This is a genomic window from Staphylococcus sp. MI 10-1553, from assembly GCF_010365305.1.
Classification (GTDB): Bacteria; Bacillota; Bacilli; order Staphylococcales; family Staphylococcaceae; genus Staphylococcus.
This window is the reverse complement of sequence record NZ_CP048279.1, coordinates 582,915-602,231: the sequence shown is the minus strand read 5'-3', so window position 1 is coordinate 602,231 and position 19,317 is coordinate 582,915. Positions and strand designations below refer to the sequence as shown.

Here is a 19,317-nt window from a genome sequence, read left to right as displayed (position 1 = left end):
AATAGCGTTTGAACTTCAGTGCTTATATGACGAATTACTGCACATTTGGACTACCATTATTAAGTGCTTCGCGAATCGTCGTTAAATATGTTTCCGTCGCTTCAATGCCTTCTTCGTTAAAACGACGAACGATTTCACTTCCAATAATGACACCATCCGCCACTTCGATAATCTCTTTCACATGTTCTGGTGTGCGAATACCAAATCCTGCCATCACCGGTACTTTACTATGTTGTTTGATGTCTAAAATATTTTGTTTCAATTCAGGATGGAAATTGCCGTTTTGACCCGTAATTTGATTCATTGTGATCGTATAAATAAATCCTTCTGCTGATTGGGCAATACGTTGACGTCGTTTAGGTGCAGCAGTCATCGCGATAAGTGAGATGAATTTCAACTGACGCTCTGGATATCGGACTTTCAATTGTTCGATATATTCAAACGGCATGTCCGGAATGATGAGTCCTTCTACACCGGCCGCTTCTGCTTCAGCCATAAATGCCGCTTCTCCATAAGTTTCAATCGTATGATAATACGTCATGAGCAAATAGCGTGTGTTGAGCTGGTCTTTCATTGTTTTCAGCTGATCAAAAATTTTCTGGGCGGTCATCCCTGCTCGAATCGCCGCTTGCCCTGCTTCCATAATGATCGGGCCATCCGCGACAGGGTCAGAAAATGGAATACCGATTTCAACATAATCTGCACCAACGTCATCTAATGCTTTCAATTGTTCCATAAACTCTGGGCCACCCATAATGTAGGCTACAAATTGTTTTGCATGCATGTTTACGCCTCCTTTCCTTCCATATAATTTTTAATCGTTTCCATATCTTTATCACCACGGCCTGACACTGTCACGACGAGAATGTCATCTTTGTCCATTTGTGGTGCGAGCTTTTCAACATAACTTAAAGCATGGGCACTTTCAATCGCTGGAATAATCCCTTCCGCTTTAGTGAAACGTACGAGAGCTTCCATCGCTTCTCTGTCGTCAGCAGTCACATAATCGACGCGCCCAATATCATGGTAATAACTATGCTCGGGGCCGACACCCGGGTAATCGAGACCTGCTGAAATAGAATGTGCCAATTTAATTTGATGGTTGTCATCTTGAATTAAATACATTTTCGTTCCATGGAGCACACCTTTTTTCCCTTTATTAATCGCTAACGCATGTCGTTCTGAATCGACACCTTCACCTGCCGCTTCCACGCCGTACAAATTCACTGTCGCATCTTCAATAAATGGATAGAACGTACCGATTGAATTAGAACCACCACCGACGCACGCGACAACAGCATCCGGTAAACGCCCTTCTTTTTCTTGAAGTTGCGCTTTAATTTCATCCCCAATGACACGTTGGAAGTCGCGCACCATCGTCGGAAATGGATCCGGTCCAAGCGCTGAACCGAGTAAGTAGTGTGTATCATCGACATGTGCGACCCAATATTGAAGTGCTTTATTTACCGCATCCGACAACGTTCCTTGTCCATCTGTCACCGATACCACTTTCGCCCCGAGCAACTCCATCCGAAAGACATTGAGTTGTTGACGACGGATATCTTCTTCCCCCATAAATACAACGAGTTCCATATCAAATAATGCGGCAATCGTTGCACTTGCGACACCATGTTGGCCCGCACCTGTTTCAGCGACAAGCTTCTTCTTACCCATTCGTTTCGCGAGTAAAGCTTGACCGATCGCATTATTGATTTTATGCGCGCCAGTGTGATTCAAATCTTCACGCTTTAAGTAGATTTTCGCGCCACCTAATGCTTTCGTATAAGAATCGGCATACGTGAGCGGTGTTTCGCGTCCGACATAATGTTTTAAATAATGATGATATTCGCGTTGAAATTCAGGATCCTGTTTCGCCGCATCATAGGCCTTTTTCAATTCTTCAATGGCGGGCATGAGCGTTTCGGGTACGTATTTGCCCCCGTACTCTCCGAAAAATCCATGTTCATCTGCTTCTAATTGAATGTTTTTCATTGTCATTCTCCTTTCAAAACTTTTGCAATATATGCCATTTTGTCATAATCTTTTTGCCCTTTTGCCTTTTCAATTCCACTTGCAATGTCAATTCCTGCAATATTCGGGTGATTTTGGACTAACTGCCGTACATTCTCACTGTTGACGCCACCTGCCACCAAATAATTCGATGTCGACAACCCATCTAAAACACGCCAATCAAATACTTCCCCTGTGCCCCCAAATGCGCTTGATGGTGTATCAATTAACAGTCGATCAACAACACCTTTATATTGTCTGATGTTGTCCTGCAGTTTTTCATCAGCAGGAATCGCTTTAAAAAGTTGCATGTCAGGATGGCGCGCCTTCACTGTAGCAATCATGTCTATGGATTCGGTGCCATGAAATTGTATCGTATTAATTGCTGTTTGTTCGATGATGGCTTCGAGTTGTGCCATCGTTGCGTTCACAGTCACTGCCACGCGATCAATCGTTTCAGGAACGTGCGCAGACAGTTTTTGAAGTTGCGCTAAATCAACGTAGCGTGCACTTTTCGGATACGTAATAAATCCGACTGCTTGAATATTGTGCTGTACAGCTTCTTGGATGTCCGCTTCTTGTGTAAAGCCACAAAATTTCAAATACATGTTACACCTCTTTACGCAATTTAAAGCTTTGGAGTTGTGCTTTAGGATCATCCGCTTTCATCAATGTTTCACCGACAAGCACTCCCACAATCCCAGTTGGCACAAGTGTTTCGATATCCGCCACCGTCTTAATCCCACTTTCTGAAATGTAATGAATACCTTGTTGTCGTGAAGTTAAAATTTGTCCGGTATGGCGCACATCAGTCTTAAAACTTCTCAAATCGCGATTATTTACACCAACAAATTGCGGATGAATACGGTGTGCTCGTGCAAGTTCTTGTGGGTCGTGCACTTCCACGAGTACTTCTAAACCGAGACCTGTCGCATAATCATGTAATCGCGCCAATGCTTCATCCGTTAAAATGTTGACGATTAATAAAATCATGGACGCCCCTGCTTTTTTCGCCACATCGATTTGTCGTTCATCAATCATAAAGTCTTTACATAGCACCGGTACATTCGTCTGTTTTGTCAATGTTGCCATCCGTTCATAACTGCCACCAAAATAATGTTCATCCGTTAAAATCGATATTGCCGACGCCCCTCCAGTCGTATACAGTCGTAATTGTTCCTCTAAATTTCGTTCCGGTATATCTGAAACGGTCGGGCTTTTTGACTTAATTTCCGCTATCACACCAATTGTACGGTCATTTTCAAATTGTTCCGCTATAGTCGATTTATACGAGATATCCACTTCTTCTAACTTAACTAATAACTCTTCATAGTAACCTTCAGCGAGTAACTGCTTTTTATATTCGACAATGTCATCTAAAATCGTCATACAGCTACACCCCTTGCTTGTTCATATTGTTTGAATGCAGCACCTGAATCAATGCATGATGCTGCGTGTGCAATACCCGCTTCAATCGTGTCCACAATTTCTGCTGTGTAAAACGCAAGTCCTGCATTGAGTAACACGACGTCTCTCCTTACAGATTGATCCGTTCCATTTAAAATGTTGAGCGTGATTGCTTTATTTTCTTCTGGTGTCCCGCCTTGAAGTGCTGCATCCGGTGCATAACGCAATCCATAATCTGTCGCATTGACTGTATATTCACGAATGCCTGTCGTTTGGTCCATTTCAACGATTTGATTGTCACCCGATAGCGTCGCTTCATCCATGCCGTTCGCCCCATGAATGACGATAGCTCTTTTACGTCCTAATCGCTGTAACACTTCAGCAATTTTCGTCATTCTCGTCGGATCAAACACCCCCATCGACTGATAATCTAATGCAAACGGATTAATAATGGGACCGACAAGGTTTAAAATCGTAGGACGTCCCACTTTCACACGGACCGGCTGCATGTTTTTCATCACAGGGTAGGATTCTGTCGCACTGACAAAAGCCAAATGTGTGTCTTTTAACTGTTGCATCACGGATTGTACGGGGGTCGTCGCTATACCCATCGCTTGTAAAATATCCATGCCACCTGATTGTGAAGTGACGCTTTTATTACCGTGTTTAACAACTTCAATACCGCCACTTGCCGCAACAAATGATACGGTCGTTGAGATATTGAAACTGTTCGATCCATCACCTCCCGTCCCACAGACACACATACTACCTGGATATTGCGGTTGTTCTGGGTACATCGTATGAATCAAGTTTTCACATAACGCATACAATTCGTCAGATGTTTCACCTTTCATCGTATAAGCGACAAGTAATGCGACTTTATCTTCTAATGGCGTCGTTTCAGCTAATAACGTCGCTATAAACGCGCCCATTTCTTCATGATTGAGTGCTTCAAAATTCATCATTTTATTCAGTAACGTCATGTGTCAACACACCTTTCTTTACGATTGCTAAAAAGTTTTCTACAATTCCTGCTACAGCGATACTTGCGAATGATTCCGGATGATATTGAATGCCGTAATGCGGTCGTACTTGATGCTCAAACGATTGAATACTGTCGCTTGTTCTACCTGTAATATGGATATCTTGTGGTAACGACTTTTCTTCACAAATAAGCGAGTGATAGCGCATAATATCAGAATGTTCTGAAACCCCTTCGTATAACAATGTCGGTTTTTCAAATTGTAACGTATCAATTTTGCCATGCATGACTTTTTCTGCGACGACGACTTGGCCACCATAATACCGATACAATGCTTGTGCACCGAGACAAATCCCTAAAATCGGTATATCTTTAAAATAATCAATAATCTCATGGAGCCGCGTCGTATCATCGGGATGTCCTGGACCTGGCGAAATGACGAGTGCATCTGGTTGAAGGTCATACAATGTGTCGTCATCCGGATACTTCACCACAACGGCTTCCTTTAACCGAAACATATCGACAAGGTTATACGTAAACGAATCATAATTATCAATGACTAAAATCATAGCGTAACCTCCAATAAACTTTTTGCTTTCAATTGTGTTTCTGCTAATTCTTTCTCTGGAATTGAATCGTACACGACACCACAACCCGCTTCGGCATGCACATGGGTCTCATCAATCACCATCGTACGAATCGCGAGCGCTAAATCTAACGTATGATCGCAATTAATATAACCGACACCACCACTATAAACACCACGCTTCAATGGTTGCGTTTCATAAATACGTTGAATCGCACGTAATTTCGGCGCACCTGATACTGTTCCAGTCGGCAATAAACTCGCAATGACATCAATAGGTGAAAGTGTTGGGTCTACATCGCCAATCACTTCACTGACAATATGCATCACATGTTCATAACGTTCAATCGTCATCAATTTCGTTAATTCTAAACTTCCCGGTCGTGCAATACGTAAAATATCGTTGCGTCCTAAGTCAACGAGCATCCGATGTTCACTCAACTCTTTTTCATCACTTAATAATGTCTCTGCCAATTGTCGATCTTCTTCATCTGTGGCGCCTCGTTTAATTGTTCCTGCAATAGGATTTGTCATCACTTTGCCTTCTTTCACTTTCACAAAGCTTTCAGGAGAACTACCTACTAAAATAGGCCCACCCATATTAAAATAAAACATATACGGACTTGGATTGTTCCGTTTCAATTTTTGATACAACTGATACGTCAATGGATACATCTGTTCGCCAAAATGATGCGCATAACGATAAATACGTGACGGGACGACTTGGAACATATCACCTTGTTGAATGCGTCGTTTAAATTGCTGTACTTGTTTAATAAACGTTGCTTCCTCTATGTTTGGCTCAATCACTTTTTCTGGCAAATCAGGTACTTGAGTCGTTTCAAATAACTCTATTTGATCGAACTCGGCAATCATCTTATCTAGACGTTCATATAATGCATTTTCCGACGCTTTAGAAAAAAGATTAGTCGCAATCACATAAATTTGCTCTTTATAGTGATCAAATACATAAACTGATTCAATCATGTAAAAATGGACATCATGCGTTGTGCCTGCTGCCGGGTATTGTTGGAGCACTGGAAACGCGTGTCGGACTAAATCAAAGCTACAATATCCGACAAAACCCGAAATGAATGGTAATGCCTCAAGCTCTGGTTCAGAAATATGTGCGTGATACTGTCCTACAAAAGCTTTCAATTGGTCAAACGGTGCAGTCGTTTCTTGAATCGTTTGATGAGGGGTCCAAATGTTTAATTGTGATTCTGTTAAAATGACTTCACCATAAGCATCAAAAGCGACAACAGAATATCGTCCTTTCGTTTGTGATGTTGTGGCACTTTCTAACACAATTTTATGTTGACGATGTCGTGCTAAAGTTTCTGGATTAATCGGTGCATCTAAAACGCGATAAGCAATGTTCATGAGGCTCCTCCTTCAATTTTGGTAATAAAAAAAACGCACATGATTGTCCTCGGAAAAGGACGCTCACACGCGGTACCACCTTTGTTAACAGTATTGTGACTGTTCGCTTTAATATATGATTCAGTTGGTTGCTTCAAGTAAGACCCAATTCATTTGAGGTCGGTATAGACTCGCATCACCCGTCTATTTTCTGGAACTACCGATTGTTCAAATTACTTATTCTTACCTCACAATTGTTGTTGTTGGTTTGTTTTACATTTGAGTCATGTCATAGATTGCTGAACGATGGTACATTTGTAGAAGTCTCAAATGATTGACACCTCGAACTCGCGTTTCCTAGGGGCCTTGTCTCCACTAACCAACGCTTTGATTGGGCTGTTACATTTGTAGTAGCGTTGGTGGACTTTGGGAGTAGTACAGAAATCTCATGTACAACAAAGATTTCGTAGTACTGCCCCCGCAAGATTGACTAGACTTCTCAAAAGCACAAGCATTGAGAAGTCAGACAGCGACTGCGTCAAACAGTAGCCACTATCAAAGTTAAAAGACGTCATTTTGCTTTTAACTTTATCCCTCAAGAGTCTCGTTCGGGTTTACAATCTATGAGACTTTTAAAACTAAGAATTATAGTATCGTTTCAGCAATCTTTGGCGTTTCAATTAAACATAACATCATTGTGGTGAAAAATTCCATCGTTTTCTTCAATTAGACGCGGACATGCTTCAATCAGAAACGTGACGCTTATTGCTACTGTAACATAAACAAAAAGACACCACAGTATACGTCTCTTCTGTAAGGACGCGTTACCGTGGTGCCACCTTAGTTAACATGAATTTCTATACCATGTTCGCTCTTTTAATTACAATTTAATTGGTCGTATATTTCGATTGCCCAATTCATCTCTACGTTTGTGCTAACTTGCATCAACCGTTAGCTTTCTGCGTGCTACATCCGTAAAAACTACTTATCAATCATACGTTTTATGAAGTTATCCAATACTATACATGCATTTCAATTTCATGTCAACATTTGATAAAATTTTGCCCTCTACAACAGATTATTTATTTTGTGCAGCAAAGGCTTTAGATATTTCGTTTAGGTTCGCTGGTGCATCTAATACATCCATATGAACTTCTACAACATGCATCGTATCAGGGTTTTGATCGATTTGATCCATTGCAACTTTTAAGTCATTTGATGTTTTGACATCATATGTTGGGATGTCTTGGTTGCCGAATAATGCTGGTAATAATTTGTAGTCCCACATTTGAATGTCGTTATATTTGGCATTTTCACCATGAATTTTTTTCTCAACTGTATAGCCGTCATTGTTAATAATAAAGATGACTGGATTTAAGTTTTGACGTACCATTGTAGACATTTCTTGTGCCGTTAGTTGTAATGAGCCGTCACCAATGAGTAACACATGACGACGTTCTGGTGCTGCAAGTAATGTACCTAATGTTGATGGGAGCGTATAACCGATTGAGCCCCATAAAGGTTGACCGATAAATGTTGTGCCTTCTTGAAGTGCTAAACGATATGCACCGAAGAATGATGTTCCTTGTTCGCCTAATACAACGTCACCTTTTCGTAAAAAGTTTTGCATTAACTTGAAGTAGTTTTCTTGTGTTAATGGTTCATCGTTAAGCACTGCAGCGGATGCATCTGGCCATTGATATTGTGGGAAGTCGCCTTCAAATTTGAAATCAATGTTTTTGAACGCTTCCACAATTTCAGGTAATGACGGTTCAGTTGTTGTATAGTCGTTTATTTTAACATCACGATGATTCAACGTTACAATCGAATCATTTGAGAATTTTTGTGAGAATCCTGCTGTTGCTGAGTCTGTCAATTTAGCACCTAAAGTAATGACCAAATCGCTACCATCGACGTAATCACGGATATTGTCTTCTGCGATATAACCGTCGTACACTCCCATATATTGCGCACTTTCTTCATTAAATGCGCCTTTACCGAGTGACAATTGTGCTACAGGTAAGTTTAATTTTTCTGCTAATGCTTGAACATCTTTTTGTAAACCGTAACTATTGATTTGATGCCCGACAATTAACGTCACTTGTTGTGCAGCTTTTAATCGTTCTGTTAATTTTTCTACTACAGTTGAAACGTTTTCTGCTTTTTGAGTTGCAGGATATGCGACGTCATCTGGTACTTCGATTTCTTTTGCTGCGATGTCAATCGGTAAGTGGACATGTACCGGACGTTTTTCTTCTGTCGCTACTTTAATGATGCGCGGGATTTCTGTTAGTGCATTGTCTACAGTTAATACTGTTTGTGTTTCAGTAATTTGTGCATACATTTTTTGATAGTCATCAAATTTGCCGTTACCTAAAGAATGGTGAACGTATTTGCCTGCTTGTTCAACCACTGTCGTCGGTGCACCTGTAATTTGTATCACGGGTACATTTTCTGCGTATGAACCCGCAATGCCGTTTACCGCACTTAATTCACCGACACCAAAAGTCGTTACCATAGCTGCAAGTCCGTTCAAACGTGCATAACCGTCTGCGGCATAACTTGCATTCAATTCATTCGTATTGCCAACCCATTCTAACGTCTCATGTGCTTCAATATCATCTAAAAAAGTTAAGTTGAAATCACCAGGTACGCCAAAAATTTTATCAACGCCTTGTTTTGCGATTTCATCTATCAAATATTGCCCAATACGTTTTTTCATCATCATCCCGTCCTTTTCTCTTTATTGATTACAATTTACATTTTATACCCACACTGTAACAAAGTCAACATTATTGACCTATAACTGTAAATGACTATTGAAAAACGATTTTGATACGCCTATACTTGAGAACAAACGAGGATGACTTGTACAATTGCAGCTTTGTTAAACATAGAGCTAAAAAAGTGTACGTCATGTTCACATGTTGCGATGTCATTTTACGAAAGGATCGATCACTATGTCAAAAGTTAAAGGATTATGCCTAACGCTCACTATTGCCATCATCGCTACCTTCTTAGGTCACTTTTTTCCAATTGTAGGGAGTGCTATTTTTGCGATGGTGATCGGCATGATTTTGAATAATACGTTAAAACTATCAGAATCATTCAAACCCGGCATTCAATATAGCAGTAAAAAAGTATTGCATTACAGTATCATTTTGCTCGGTTTTACATTGAGTTTTCAATCGATTGGGACAGTGGGCCTCAAGTCACTACCGATACTCATTGTGACGCTACTCGTTGCTTTTATTGTGGTTACATTGTTAGTCAATTTATTCCATATTGATTTACATACAGGGATTTTAATCGGCGTCGGCACGTCTATTTGCGGGGGTTCTGCTATAGCCGCAACAAGTCCAGTCATTAAAGCTAAAGACAATATTATCGCTTTTAGTCTTTCTACAGTGTTTTTATTTAACTTAATCGCGGTCATTATTTTCCCACCGATAGGCCACTTCTTTCATATGAGTCAAGAAGCATTTGGTTTTTTCAGTGGGACAGCGATTAACGATACATCGAGTGTCGTAGCAGCAAGTGCGTTATACGGTTCAAAAGCACTTGAAGTCGCGACTATTGTCAAATTAACACGTACACTATTTATTATTCCTATCACGATTGGGCTAGCGTTTTGGATGGCTAAACGTCAACAAACAACAAAAGACGGTGGACAACGTCAAAAGATATGGGCGATGATTCCAAACTTTATTATTTGGTTTATTGTGGCATCACTTATCAGTACCGTTTTTAACTTTTCTGATGGTGTCATTGCGATTTTCAAACAAGCTGCACTCTTTTTCATTACGATTGCACTTGCGGGTGTGGGATTATCTGTCAAATTCAGTCAATTTAAGCAAGCAGGTATTCGCCCTATTTTATTAGGATTTATCACTTGGGCTGCTTTAATTGTGACAAGTTTGATCATTTTAGCTGTAATCGGCATGTTATGAAATTACACAAGAGGGAGACGCACTGTGCATTCGCACGATGGTCCTCCCTCCTTTTTCATCTTCTCCATCACGCAACAAACATTGTTCTCACACCATTCTTAATGGTATATCCTCTTTTTCCACATTAAAAAAGACACACTTTTTTAACAAACCCATTTAAAGAAGAAAAATTTCTCTATCCTACTTTAAAATTTAATTTTTATTGTTATAATATAAAATAATGTAACTTTTTCCTAGTCATCTTAACTATATTGTTAAATTAATAATATATAACTTCTAAGATAATTAGATATAAATTTGCATAAGAAGTAAAATGTGTTTTATTATAAAAGTACAGTTAACACTAAAATATGAAAGATTGAATTGCACCTATACATTGTAAATAAGAGTTAACAAAGTTCAAAAAAAATTCAAAGAAGAGATTTCGGTAAACCTATTACAATTAATTCATTTTATGATATGATATAAACATTTAATATCATTCAGTGAAAAATTAAGCGTAATAGGACAAAAAAATTATATTCTATTTTTTTTGTTGTTCGTTTTGAAAACACGGTATGATATGACGATTGCCCTTTCTCAATATGTATGACAACAGCCCTTTCACTACAAACTAGGAAGTGGCGATATTTTGCCAGTTATGAGACGATGCAATCAAAAATGTTCGTGTGACAAATACAACAGGCCGACTCACCTTCTGATGTCCATTCTACTATTCAACAAAGGGGACTGCTTTACCTTTATTCAGAATACATATAAAAAATAGGAGCTGGAGTAAATGATAAAACAACATTGGGCTCAAAAAGTCGTAAAAAAAGCGTCATCCATCATTAAAGCTGAAGTACTGATTGCCAATAGGGGCGGTCAAATTATCGCAACGTCCAACCTTGATCGTGTAGGAGAAGTACATCAAGCTGCGCGTCATTCGATTGAACGTAACCTGCCCATTGATATTGAATTAGAAGATATGTCTTTTTGGAACGTGGAACATCCCGGTGTTATTCTTCCTATCGAACTACATGGAAGAGTTTACGGTGCCCTACTTGTCAGTGGCAATCCTGATGAAATACGTGCTTATTCACATTTATTAAAACTTCATGCCGAATTTATCGTTGAAGAAGAGTTAGAACACTACTCTCGTTTTCAAGAAACATTGTCACGCACGCAAATGTTGGCACATATTTTATTCAATCCTGACGTTTACTTTCAAAATTACCAACGCAAAAGTTTGATTGATCGCTTAGGCTTAAATGATGAATTTACCGTTGCGCTTATTTCTATGCAAAGTTCGGGTAAATCCAAAACGATAGCTTTACGTGATGCGTTAGAAGCATTGAGATTACCGGGGGATGATATTGTCGAAATTTCGCCACAAGAATACATTTATATCGTCAAATCTAACCCTAATCGCGGTAAATCTCACGAAGAATTAATTGATGGTTTCGATAAAAATGTACAAAATGAAGTATTTGACCGTACATTAATTACACTTGGCTCATTTACAACGGGTATTAAAGGTTTAGTCCAGTCCTATCATGAAGCACGTTCGTTGCAGTCCCTATTGCACGATTTAAAAATTCAGGAAGGGCTTCATACTTATAAATCGCATGAGCTCGCAACGATTTGTAATAACATTAAAAAATTCACACCAGAAAATGAAACGACATTGGTCGCAAATTATAAGAAACTGCTTCATTTAGGGGAAGATAAGTATTTAGGAGAAACGATTGAAGCTTATTTTAGAAACCACGGAAAATTAGTCAAAACTGCGAATGATTTGTTTATCCATCGTAATACATTGAATTATCGCATTAAAAAAATCCATGAAATTACAGGTTGGGATCCGAATACGATTGATGGAATTGTGTTATTAAGAATTGCACAGTTGCTTTACGAAGGTTCGGAATAATTCGTAGGAAAAGGCCGGGAGAATTGAATATCCCAGCCTTTTTTGACGAGTACCATGAACGATACGGTCGCCTTGCTCATCGACATCACTATTTGTATGCAGTCATGTGACGTCAATACAGTTATTGTTCAATTTGATACAAGTTCGGATGGATGCCGAGACTTGGTACATCAAAACCAATCGTGTACACGGTTGCCTTCTCACCTTCACGAATGTCCTTTTGTACCGCCTGACTGTCCCATTTGCCATGTAATAAAATATCACTATTCTCTATCTTAATTGTATGATCGCCTTGCTTCAGTTCAATAAATTGTGTTGTACCTGTCGTCATCCCATGATTCTCTCTATATTTTTCTACGACGACACCTTCATACGTGTGACGGTTGAGTTCTGGAATCACAGTGCCCATACCGATAAATAAAATCAGTAATATGATGCCAAATGCAAATATGACCCGCATCACATGATGACTCATTTTCCGATATTTTGGAGATTTTTCGCCTTTAGATTTTTTCATAGTTATCGCTCCTATCACTCGCATTATATAGGATATGCGAATCGTTTCATAGCGCGATTACAAAATTATCATTATACTGCGTTCTGATAAGCTGTCGTACTTTCGGTATAAGCTTGACCGATACGTAACGCCGCTTGTCGACCGCCCATAATATTGCGGGCAAAAGGACCTAATGCCAAGTCAGCTAGCATGCCTGAAACGTATAAACGAGGTACCCACTCAAGCTGTGTTGTAATTTTCGGATAACCTGCGACCAGTTGTGCTTCAGGTAAGCGTAAAATGTCTTGAATGAGTGGCTGGGTCATCACATCAAGAACAAAACCTGTCGCCAAATAAATCCCATCGTATGCCACACGCGTCTCTCCGGCAACGATACAATGGTCTTCCAGTCGTTCGATAGGCGTATGATGCACAATCAAACGGCCAGCTTTTTCATAATTTTTCAATGTCATGTACATATCTCTCGGCATGGACCCTTTATGACGTTCTTGTTTGTTAACGTGAATTCTTTCGGCTAACGGCATCGCTTCAAATGGTTTCATATTTTTCGGACCTAACCACGCTGGATCCGCATCGAAATGATGGACATCAAAAGGCTTCTTCATCCATAAATGAACGGTTTTATCTTGACTTTCTGTTAACAATTTAATAACGAGATGCCCTGCTGAAATTCCACTTCCGACAACATGCGAACCTTTCATCGTTGTATCGAGGTCACGACTATGAATATGTTGCACGTGCGGTTGACCTTGAAATGCAGGTGGAATGAAAGGCGTATGGTGCGTGCCCATAGCTAAAACGACGTGTTGTGTTCGAATTTGTTGCTGACTGTCTAACGTAATTTCCCAATCTTCACAGCAACGACATATATGTACTGCCTTTTGACAAATATGACATGTCTCTAAACCGTAATGACGTATCCAATGACGTGTATGGTCGAAAAACATATCTAATCTCGGGCGTTGATACGGACCTATCATTGGTTGCGTATAGCCTTCTTGTCTCGCGAATTTTTTCAAATCAAAAGGTTCAGGATGACAATGATGCACTAATGGCGAACGCAAATATGTCATCCCGATACGCTCCGTTTGTCTATCAAATTGATCTAATAAATGAGGATGTGGATCAATCATTCTCAATTGTTCCACGGGTAATCCAAGTTGTCGGAGTTGTAATGCAATTGTCGTCGCATGCACACCCCCACCGATAATAACCCATTCGTATGTCATAGGATTCACTCTTTCCAAATAGTAATTATTACGATTTATAATAAAGGACTTGGACGTACGAATCAACTATTTTCGTAAAAAGATGTGTCGTATTCCCTCTTTTAAAAAGGTATGTATCACATTTTAATCCCTCTCTAGTATGCATTCTTAAAAAATCGCTATACATCTCAATCAAAAAAGAGTTAAGATGTCATTTTAAACAATGTCCTAGTAAAAGCGGTTTGTCGGATTGTCTTGAGTCATCTTAAAACTCCTTTTCAATAGTTTACTGTTAAAATTCTCGCTATTCCCTCGAAAAAACATTCATTTTGAACACGTCATATAAAATTTCGTACACTTCCTATTAATCATTCTCTTATATTCAAAGTCTAAACCTAGATTTAAAACCTCTCTTTTCGACACCTTTTACATACACAATTTTTTATTTATAGCATCATTATTTAAATGACACTCTTTTTAATTGCAAATTCTAACGAAAAGACATACCCTAACTGTCGAAAATCGTGCCTAAAAAGAAGTTATTTTACACTTAGGAATAAAATGATAACACTTAGGCAAAAATATACTTTACAATTTATAAATTTATTAAAATTTAAACATACTAAAAGTTAAGGAGTTGTTTAAATGTTTAAATTGTCAAAAAAGGTTTTATTTGGTACTTTATGTTTATCAGTATTATCTTTATCTCCAAATGTATATGCTGAATCGTCGTCGGACAAGCCACTAGAGAAAAACTTTAAAACCACAGTCAAATCGAAAGCAGATGCAAACAAAGCCTTAAAAGAATTGCCAAGTGATGTGAAAGACAATTATAAAGATTACGATGTAGTCAATGCACTCACTGACGACCTTGGTTATACACACTACACACTTCAACCTGTTGTCGATGGTATCCATGCGAAAGATCAAGAAGTGAAAGTTCACGTTGACAAAGAAGGAAAAGTCGTCCTTATTAACGGAGCAATTCAATCAGAGAAAGTAGATCCAACAAACAGCGTAAGTATTTCTAAAGAAGATGCCCTTTCAACTGCCTTCAAAGCTGTTGATATAAAGCAATCTGAAGCATCAAACTTAGATGAAGATGTCGTTAAAGTCAATGATGTCGAAATCGATGGTGAAGAAAACAAATACGTTTATCATCTTGAATTAGTAACAATGGAACCAGATGTTTCACACTGGGATCTTAAAATTGATGCTGAGACAGGAGAAGTTGTAGAAAAAACAGACTTAGTTGAACATGTAGCAGCAACTGGTACTGGTCGTGGTGTACTTGGTGACACAAAAAGCATTAACATCAATTCAATCAATGATGGCTACTCCCTTGAAGACGTAACAAGTCCTGCAGTGATGGCGGCTTACACTTATAAACCTTCAACGGGTTCTGCAGACTTAATCACGGACAGAGACACAAACTTTACAGATGATTACCAACGTGCAGGTGTTGATGCAAACTATTACGCTAAAAAAGTATATGACTACTACTTATCGAAATTTGATCGCCATTCTTATGACGACAGAGACAGTGATATTATGTCAATTGTGCATGTCAATAACTTTCAAGGTGAAGATAACCGTAACAATGCCGCTTGGATTGGTGACAAAATGATTTACGGTGATGGCGATGGCACTACATTTACAGCTTTATCTGGTGCAGATGACGTCGTTGCCCACGAAATTACACACGGTGTGACGCAACAAACAGCTGGACTTGTTTATCGTGGCCAACCAGGTGCTTTGAACGAAAGTATATCTGACACATTTGCTTACTTTATGGATCCAGACGATACTTTAATCGGTGAAGATGTGTATACACCAGGACGCCCAGGTGATGCATTACGAAGCATGTCAAATCCAGAACAATTTAACCAACCCGGCCATATGAGAGACTATGTCAACACATCAAGTGACCATGGTGGTGTACATACGAACTCAGGTATCCCGAATAGAGCAGCTTACCTTACTGTTGATAAAATCGGTCAACAACAAGCTGAACAAATTTATTATAGAGCATTAACAACTTACTTAACTTCTACTTCAAACTTTGCAGATGCGAAAGCGTCATTAGTTCGTTCAGCACTAGACTTATATGGTGACGAAGTAGCGAGCCAAGTAGAATCAGCATGGGAAGAAGTTGGCGTATAATCGCTTGACTTAACCATGACAACTTAGTAACGAGACGAATGAGCCGATTAATTCCAATGCCTCAATTCGACGAGATAACGTTAAGATTAAAAGTGACATAGAAGCATTGTGAGCGGCTTTCTCGGACAGTCATACCCTCCACACCTTAAACCCCTTCAACATTAAACATACTAAGATTAGCTGTGAAGAAATTTATGACGATAGATTTCTTCACAGCTATTTTTTATAGTTGTAGAGAGAAGTAGATCGCGCAGTCCCTTGGATCTTTGAATCCGTAATGTAAACTGATCAGCTTTACTCTCCTTTTGAAATTCGATTGAAGTATGTTGGGTTTTAGAAACCGTGTATAGGAAAATGAAATGAAAAAGGCTAAGTAAAGTTAAAATCTTCTCAATTCAATAGAGAAAGGTATGATTTTTATTAACTGTTTTGGTATTGATATCAGTAAGTCAGAAAGTGTGGTCGCACATTATAAGGATGAAGTTTTGGTTAAAGAATTGGTCATTCAAAATAATCAAAATGGCTATCGTTATCTTAAAAATGATATCAAGCATCTTGATTCCCTGTTTATCCTCTTTGAATCAACAGGTGTTTATTCAAGAGGTATGAAACACTTTTGTGAAATTCACAAAATAAATTACTTAGAAATGAACCCCCTAGAAGCCAAGTTTAAAACAAATTCGTTAAGATCATGGAAAACAGATAAGTCAGACGCACATAAACTCGCACTTCTTGCCTTTAGAATGAAAGATTCAAAGGTACAACGTCATCCTGAAGAGATCTACTTTGAACTGAGAGAACGTGCGCGCTTTCACTTAGAAATGGAGATCAACCAAAATTGTCTCAAAGTTGAGTTAGTCGAAACACTACATCAAACATTTCCAGGGTTAGAAAAGTTATTTACTAACAGATATTCAAAAATCGCATTAAATATAGCTAAAGCATTTCCTCATCCTGATTATGTAAGTATTTTGACTCATGATGAATTGGTGGAAAAAGTACTTCATTCAACTGATAAAGGCATTTCAATTAAAAAAGCGCACAAGTATGCCAAAAAATTAATTGAAATAAAGAATAATAGTTTTCCGAATGTGCGCAAGTCTTCTTTCCTCCTACAAAAAGTCCAATACTTATGCGACAAACTGCTTATTGGGATAGAAGAAATGAAAGCATTTGATCAGGAAATGATTGATTTAGCTAAAAATACAACTGAGTTTGAAAATATTATTTCAATTCCTGGCATCGGAGAACTCACAGCTACATTGCTTATTGGGGAACTTGGAGATATTAGAGAATTCAAAACAAATAAACAACTGAATGCATTTGTAGGCATTGATATTAAACGTTACCAATCAGGAACTTCAAAGAGTCGAGATACGATTAATAAAAGAGGAAATAAAAAAGCAAGGCGTTTATTGTATTTAATCACTATGAACATGCTTAGGGGAAGAAATCATTATCAAAGCCATATTGTGGATTATTATTATAAATTAAGAGAGCAGCCTCATGGGAAACCCCACAAGACTGCCGTAATAGCGAGTATCAATCGCTTATTAAAGACCATTCACTACTTGATAGTCAATGATAAATTATATGATTATCAGAAAGCACCACACTAACGAAACCACATAATCATATACATCATAACACCTTATTCAAAAAAGTAAAAATTGGACGGTCTAGTTCAGTAATGTCAATTTCACTTATTGAACTCTTGACAAATCGTAGGAAGAGGACTGGGACATTTCATATGCGCCCAGCCCTCGCTTTTTTATAATTGCATGTAGACGATATGTGTACGTAAATATTCTTCTAAACCGTGTTTGCCATCAGCGCCACCAATACCAGAATGTTTCACCCCAGCGTGGAAACCTTGCATCGCTTCGAAGTTTTCACGGTTAATATACGTTTCACCAAATTCAAGACGGTCAACTGCTTTAAATGCAGTTTGTAAATCTTTCGTATATACAGAAGATGTTAAACCGTATTTCGTATCATTCGATTTTTCAATCACTTCATCAAATGTTTTGAACGAAATTAATGGTAAAACTGGACCGAAAATTTCTTCTTGGACAATCTCCATATCGTTCGTACATTGATCAATAACTGTCGGTGGATAATAATAACCTTTTTCTGTAGGTAATTCACCACCGAGTAAAAGTTTGCCTCCCGCTTCAATCGCACCTTCGACGAGACGATGTACATTCACTTGTGCCTTTTTGCTGATTAATGGTCCCATTGCACTGTCTTGATGCACGTTCGGATCACTGTATTGTACAGACGCCATTTTTTCAACAAGCTTTTCTGTAAATGCCGCTTTCACATTTTCATGCACATATACACGTTCCGCACAGTTACACACTTGACCTGTATTGATGATACGAGATGCGACGATATTTTCAACAGCAGCATCTAAATCTGCATCTTCAAATACAATAGCAGGCGCTTTACCGCCAAGCTCTAAATTGACTTTCGTTAACGTTTTGCTTGCAGAAGCCATCACTTGTTTACCAGCAGGCTCACTTCCTGTTAACGACACGAGCGCAACTTTGTCATTGTTCGCTAACTCTTCCCCGAGTACGCGCCCTGAACCGTTAATTAAGTTGAAGACCCCTTTCGGTAAACCAGATGCATGAACAATTTCAGCAAAAATTTGAGCGTTAATCGGCGTTTCCACAGACGGCTTAATGACAATCGTATTTCCTGTTAATAAAGCAGGGGCCATTTTACGCGCAATAAGGAAAAATGGAAAGTTCCATGGTAAAATCCCCGTCGTAACACCAAGCGGCTTCTTATATAAGAAAATATGTTCATCTTGGCGATCACTTTGAATAATTTCACCTTCATAACGACGTGCCCACTCTGCCATATAATCTAAGTAATCCGCAGTAAAATACACTTCAGTTTCCGCTAACGCATGTACTTTACCGCCTTCTTGAATAATCGTTTGCGTAATTTCTGCAGCACGTTCACGAATACCTTTTGCGATTTCACGTAAATACACACCACGTTGAACAGCAGGCAACGTCGCCCAAGTTTGTTGTGCCACATCTGCATGTTCAATCGCTTCACGTACTAGAGCCACATCACCAGTCGGCACTTGCGCAATCACTGCTTCAGTCGACGGATTCACAACATCAATCACTTCATCTGCATGACCTTCTAAAAATTCACCATTAACATAGTTTTTTAATACCTCAACCATACAATGACCTCCCTTTAG

At 38.9% G+C, this 19,317-nt stretch carries 15 protein-coding genes; 4 read left to right on the top strand and 11 right to left on the bottom strand.

Annotated elements, in window-relative coordinates; genetic code table 11:
• Positions 1-34: 34 nt before the first annotated feature.
• From trpA to GZH82_RS02575, 8 genes are all read right to left on the bottom strand, one after another.
• Positions 35-784 (bottom strand): tryptophan synthase subunit alpha, encoded by a 750-nt coding sequence (gene trpA, locus GZH82_RS02610; protein ID WP_162681181.1) that lies wholly within the window; start codon positions 782-784, stop codon positions 35-37.
• Between the two features lie 2 nt (positions 785-786).
• Positions 787-1,992, bottom strand: coding sequence for a tryptophan synthase subunit beta (gene trpB / locus GZH82_RS02605; protein ID WP_162681180.1), 1,206 nt, complete (start codon positions 1,990-1,992; stop codon positions 787-789).
• Between the two features lie 2 nt (positions 1,993-1,994).
• Positions 1,995-2,618, bottom strand: a complete 624-nt coding sequence (locus GZH82_RS02600) for a phosphoribosylanthranilate isomerase (protein ID WP_162681179.1) — start codon at positions 2,616-2,618, stop codon at positions 1,995-1,997.
• A 1-nt stretch (position 2,619) separates the two neighbouring features.
• Complete coding sequence (gene trpC, locus GZH82_RS02595; protein WP_162681178.1) at positions 2,620-3,399, bottom strand: indole-3-glycerol phosphate synthase TrpC; 780 nt, start codon at positions 3,397-3,399, stop codon at positions 2,620-2,622.
• A complete protein-coding gene (gene trpD / locus GZH82_RS02590; protein WP_162681177.1) occupies positions 3,396-4,400 on the bottom strand; it encodes an anthranilate phosphoribosyltransferase in 1,005 nt (334 codons plus the stop codon). Before trpD ends, trpC begins: the two co-directional genes overlap by 4 nt.
• Complete coding sequence (locus GZH82_RS02585) at positions 4,384-4,968, bottom strand: anthranilate synthase component II (protein WP_162681176.1); 585 nt, start codon at positions 4,966-4,968, stop codon at positions 4,384-4,386. The genes trpD and GZH82_RS02585 overlap by 17 nt, the downstream gene beginning before the upstream one ends.
• On the bottom strand, positions 4,965-6,368 hold the full coding sequence (locus tag GZH82_RS02580) for an anthranilate synthase component I (RefSeq protein WP_162681175.1): 1,404 nt from the start codon (positions 6,366-6,368) through the stop codon (positions 4,965-4,967). Before GZH82_RS02580 ends, GZH82_RS02585 begins: the two co-directional genes overlap by 4 nt.
• 1,057 nt (positions 6,369-7,425) lie before the next feature.
• A complete protein-coding gene (locus GZH82_RS02575) occupies positions 7,426-9,072 on the bottom strand; it encodes an alpha-keto acid decarboxylase family protein (protein WP_162681174.1) in 1,647 nt (548 codons plus the stop codon).
• A gap of 235 nt (positions 9,073-9,307) precedes the next feature.
• On the opposite strand from GZH82_RS02575, the gene GZH82_RS02570 reads away from it, so the two are divergent.
• On the top strand, positions 9,308-10,297 hold the full coding sequence (locus GZH82_RS02570; RefSeq protein WP_162681173.1) for a YeiH family protein: 990 nt from the start codon (positions 9,308-9,310) through the stop codon (positions 10,295-10,297).
• Positions 10,298-11,075: 778 nt separating this feature from the next.
• Positions 11,076-12,206 (top strand): sugar diacid recognition domain-containing protein, encoded by a 1,131-nt coding sequence (locus tag GZH82_RS02565; RefSeq protein WP_162681172.1) that lies wholly within the window; start codon positions 11,076-11,078, stop codon positions 12,204-12,206.
• A gap of 121 nt (positions 12,207-12,327) precedes the next feature.
• Here GZH82_RS02565 and GZH82_RS02560 read toward each other — a convergent pair whose 3' ends face one another.
• Positions 12,328-12,723: a hypothetical protein gene (locus GZH82_RS02560; protein ID WP_162681171.1), complete on the bottom strand. Its 396-nt coding sequence runs from the start codon at positions 12,721-12,723 to the stop codon at positions 12,328-12,330.
• Between the two features lie 71 nt (positions 12,724-12,794).
• Complete coding sequence (locus GZH82_RS02555; protein WP_162681170.1) at positions 12,795-13,952, bottom strand: FAD/NAD(P)-binding protein; 1,158 nt, start codon at positions 13,950-13,952, stop codon at positions 12,795-12,797.
• Between the two features lie 624 nt (positions 13,953-14,576).
• Between GZH82_RS02555 and GZH82_RS02550 the strand changes: the two genes are divergently transcribed.
• Both GZH82_RS02550 and GZH82_RS02545 read left to right on the top strand, forming a co-directional pair.
• The gene (locus GZH82_RS02550; RefSeq protein ID WP_162681169.1) at positions 14,577-16,094 is read left to right on the top strand and encodes a M4 family metallopeptidase; all 1,518 of its coding nucleotides are present in this window, start codon (positions 14,577-14,579) and stop codon (positions 16,092-16,094) included.
• Positions 16,095-16,513: 419 nt separating this feature from the next.
• Positions 16,514-17,713, top strand: a complete 1,200-nt coding sequence (locus GZH82_RS02545) for an IS110 family RNA-guided transposase (protein WP_343236283.1) — start codon at positions 16,514-16,516, stop codon at positions 17,711-17,713.
• 152 nt (positions 17,714-17,865) lie between these two features.
• Here GZH82_RS02545 and aldA read toward each other — a convergent pair whose 3' ends face one another.
• Positions 17,866-19,299: an aldehyde dehydrogenase gene (gene aldA / locus GZH82_RS02540; RefSeq protein ID WP_162681167.1), complete on the bottom strand. Its 1,434-nt coding sequence runs from the start codon at positions 19,297-19,299 to the stop codon at positions 17,866-17,868.
• Positions 19,300-19,317: the final 18 nt, after the last annotated feature.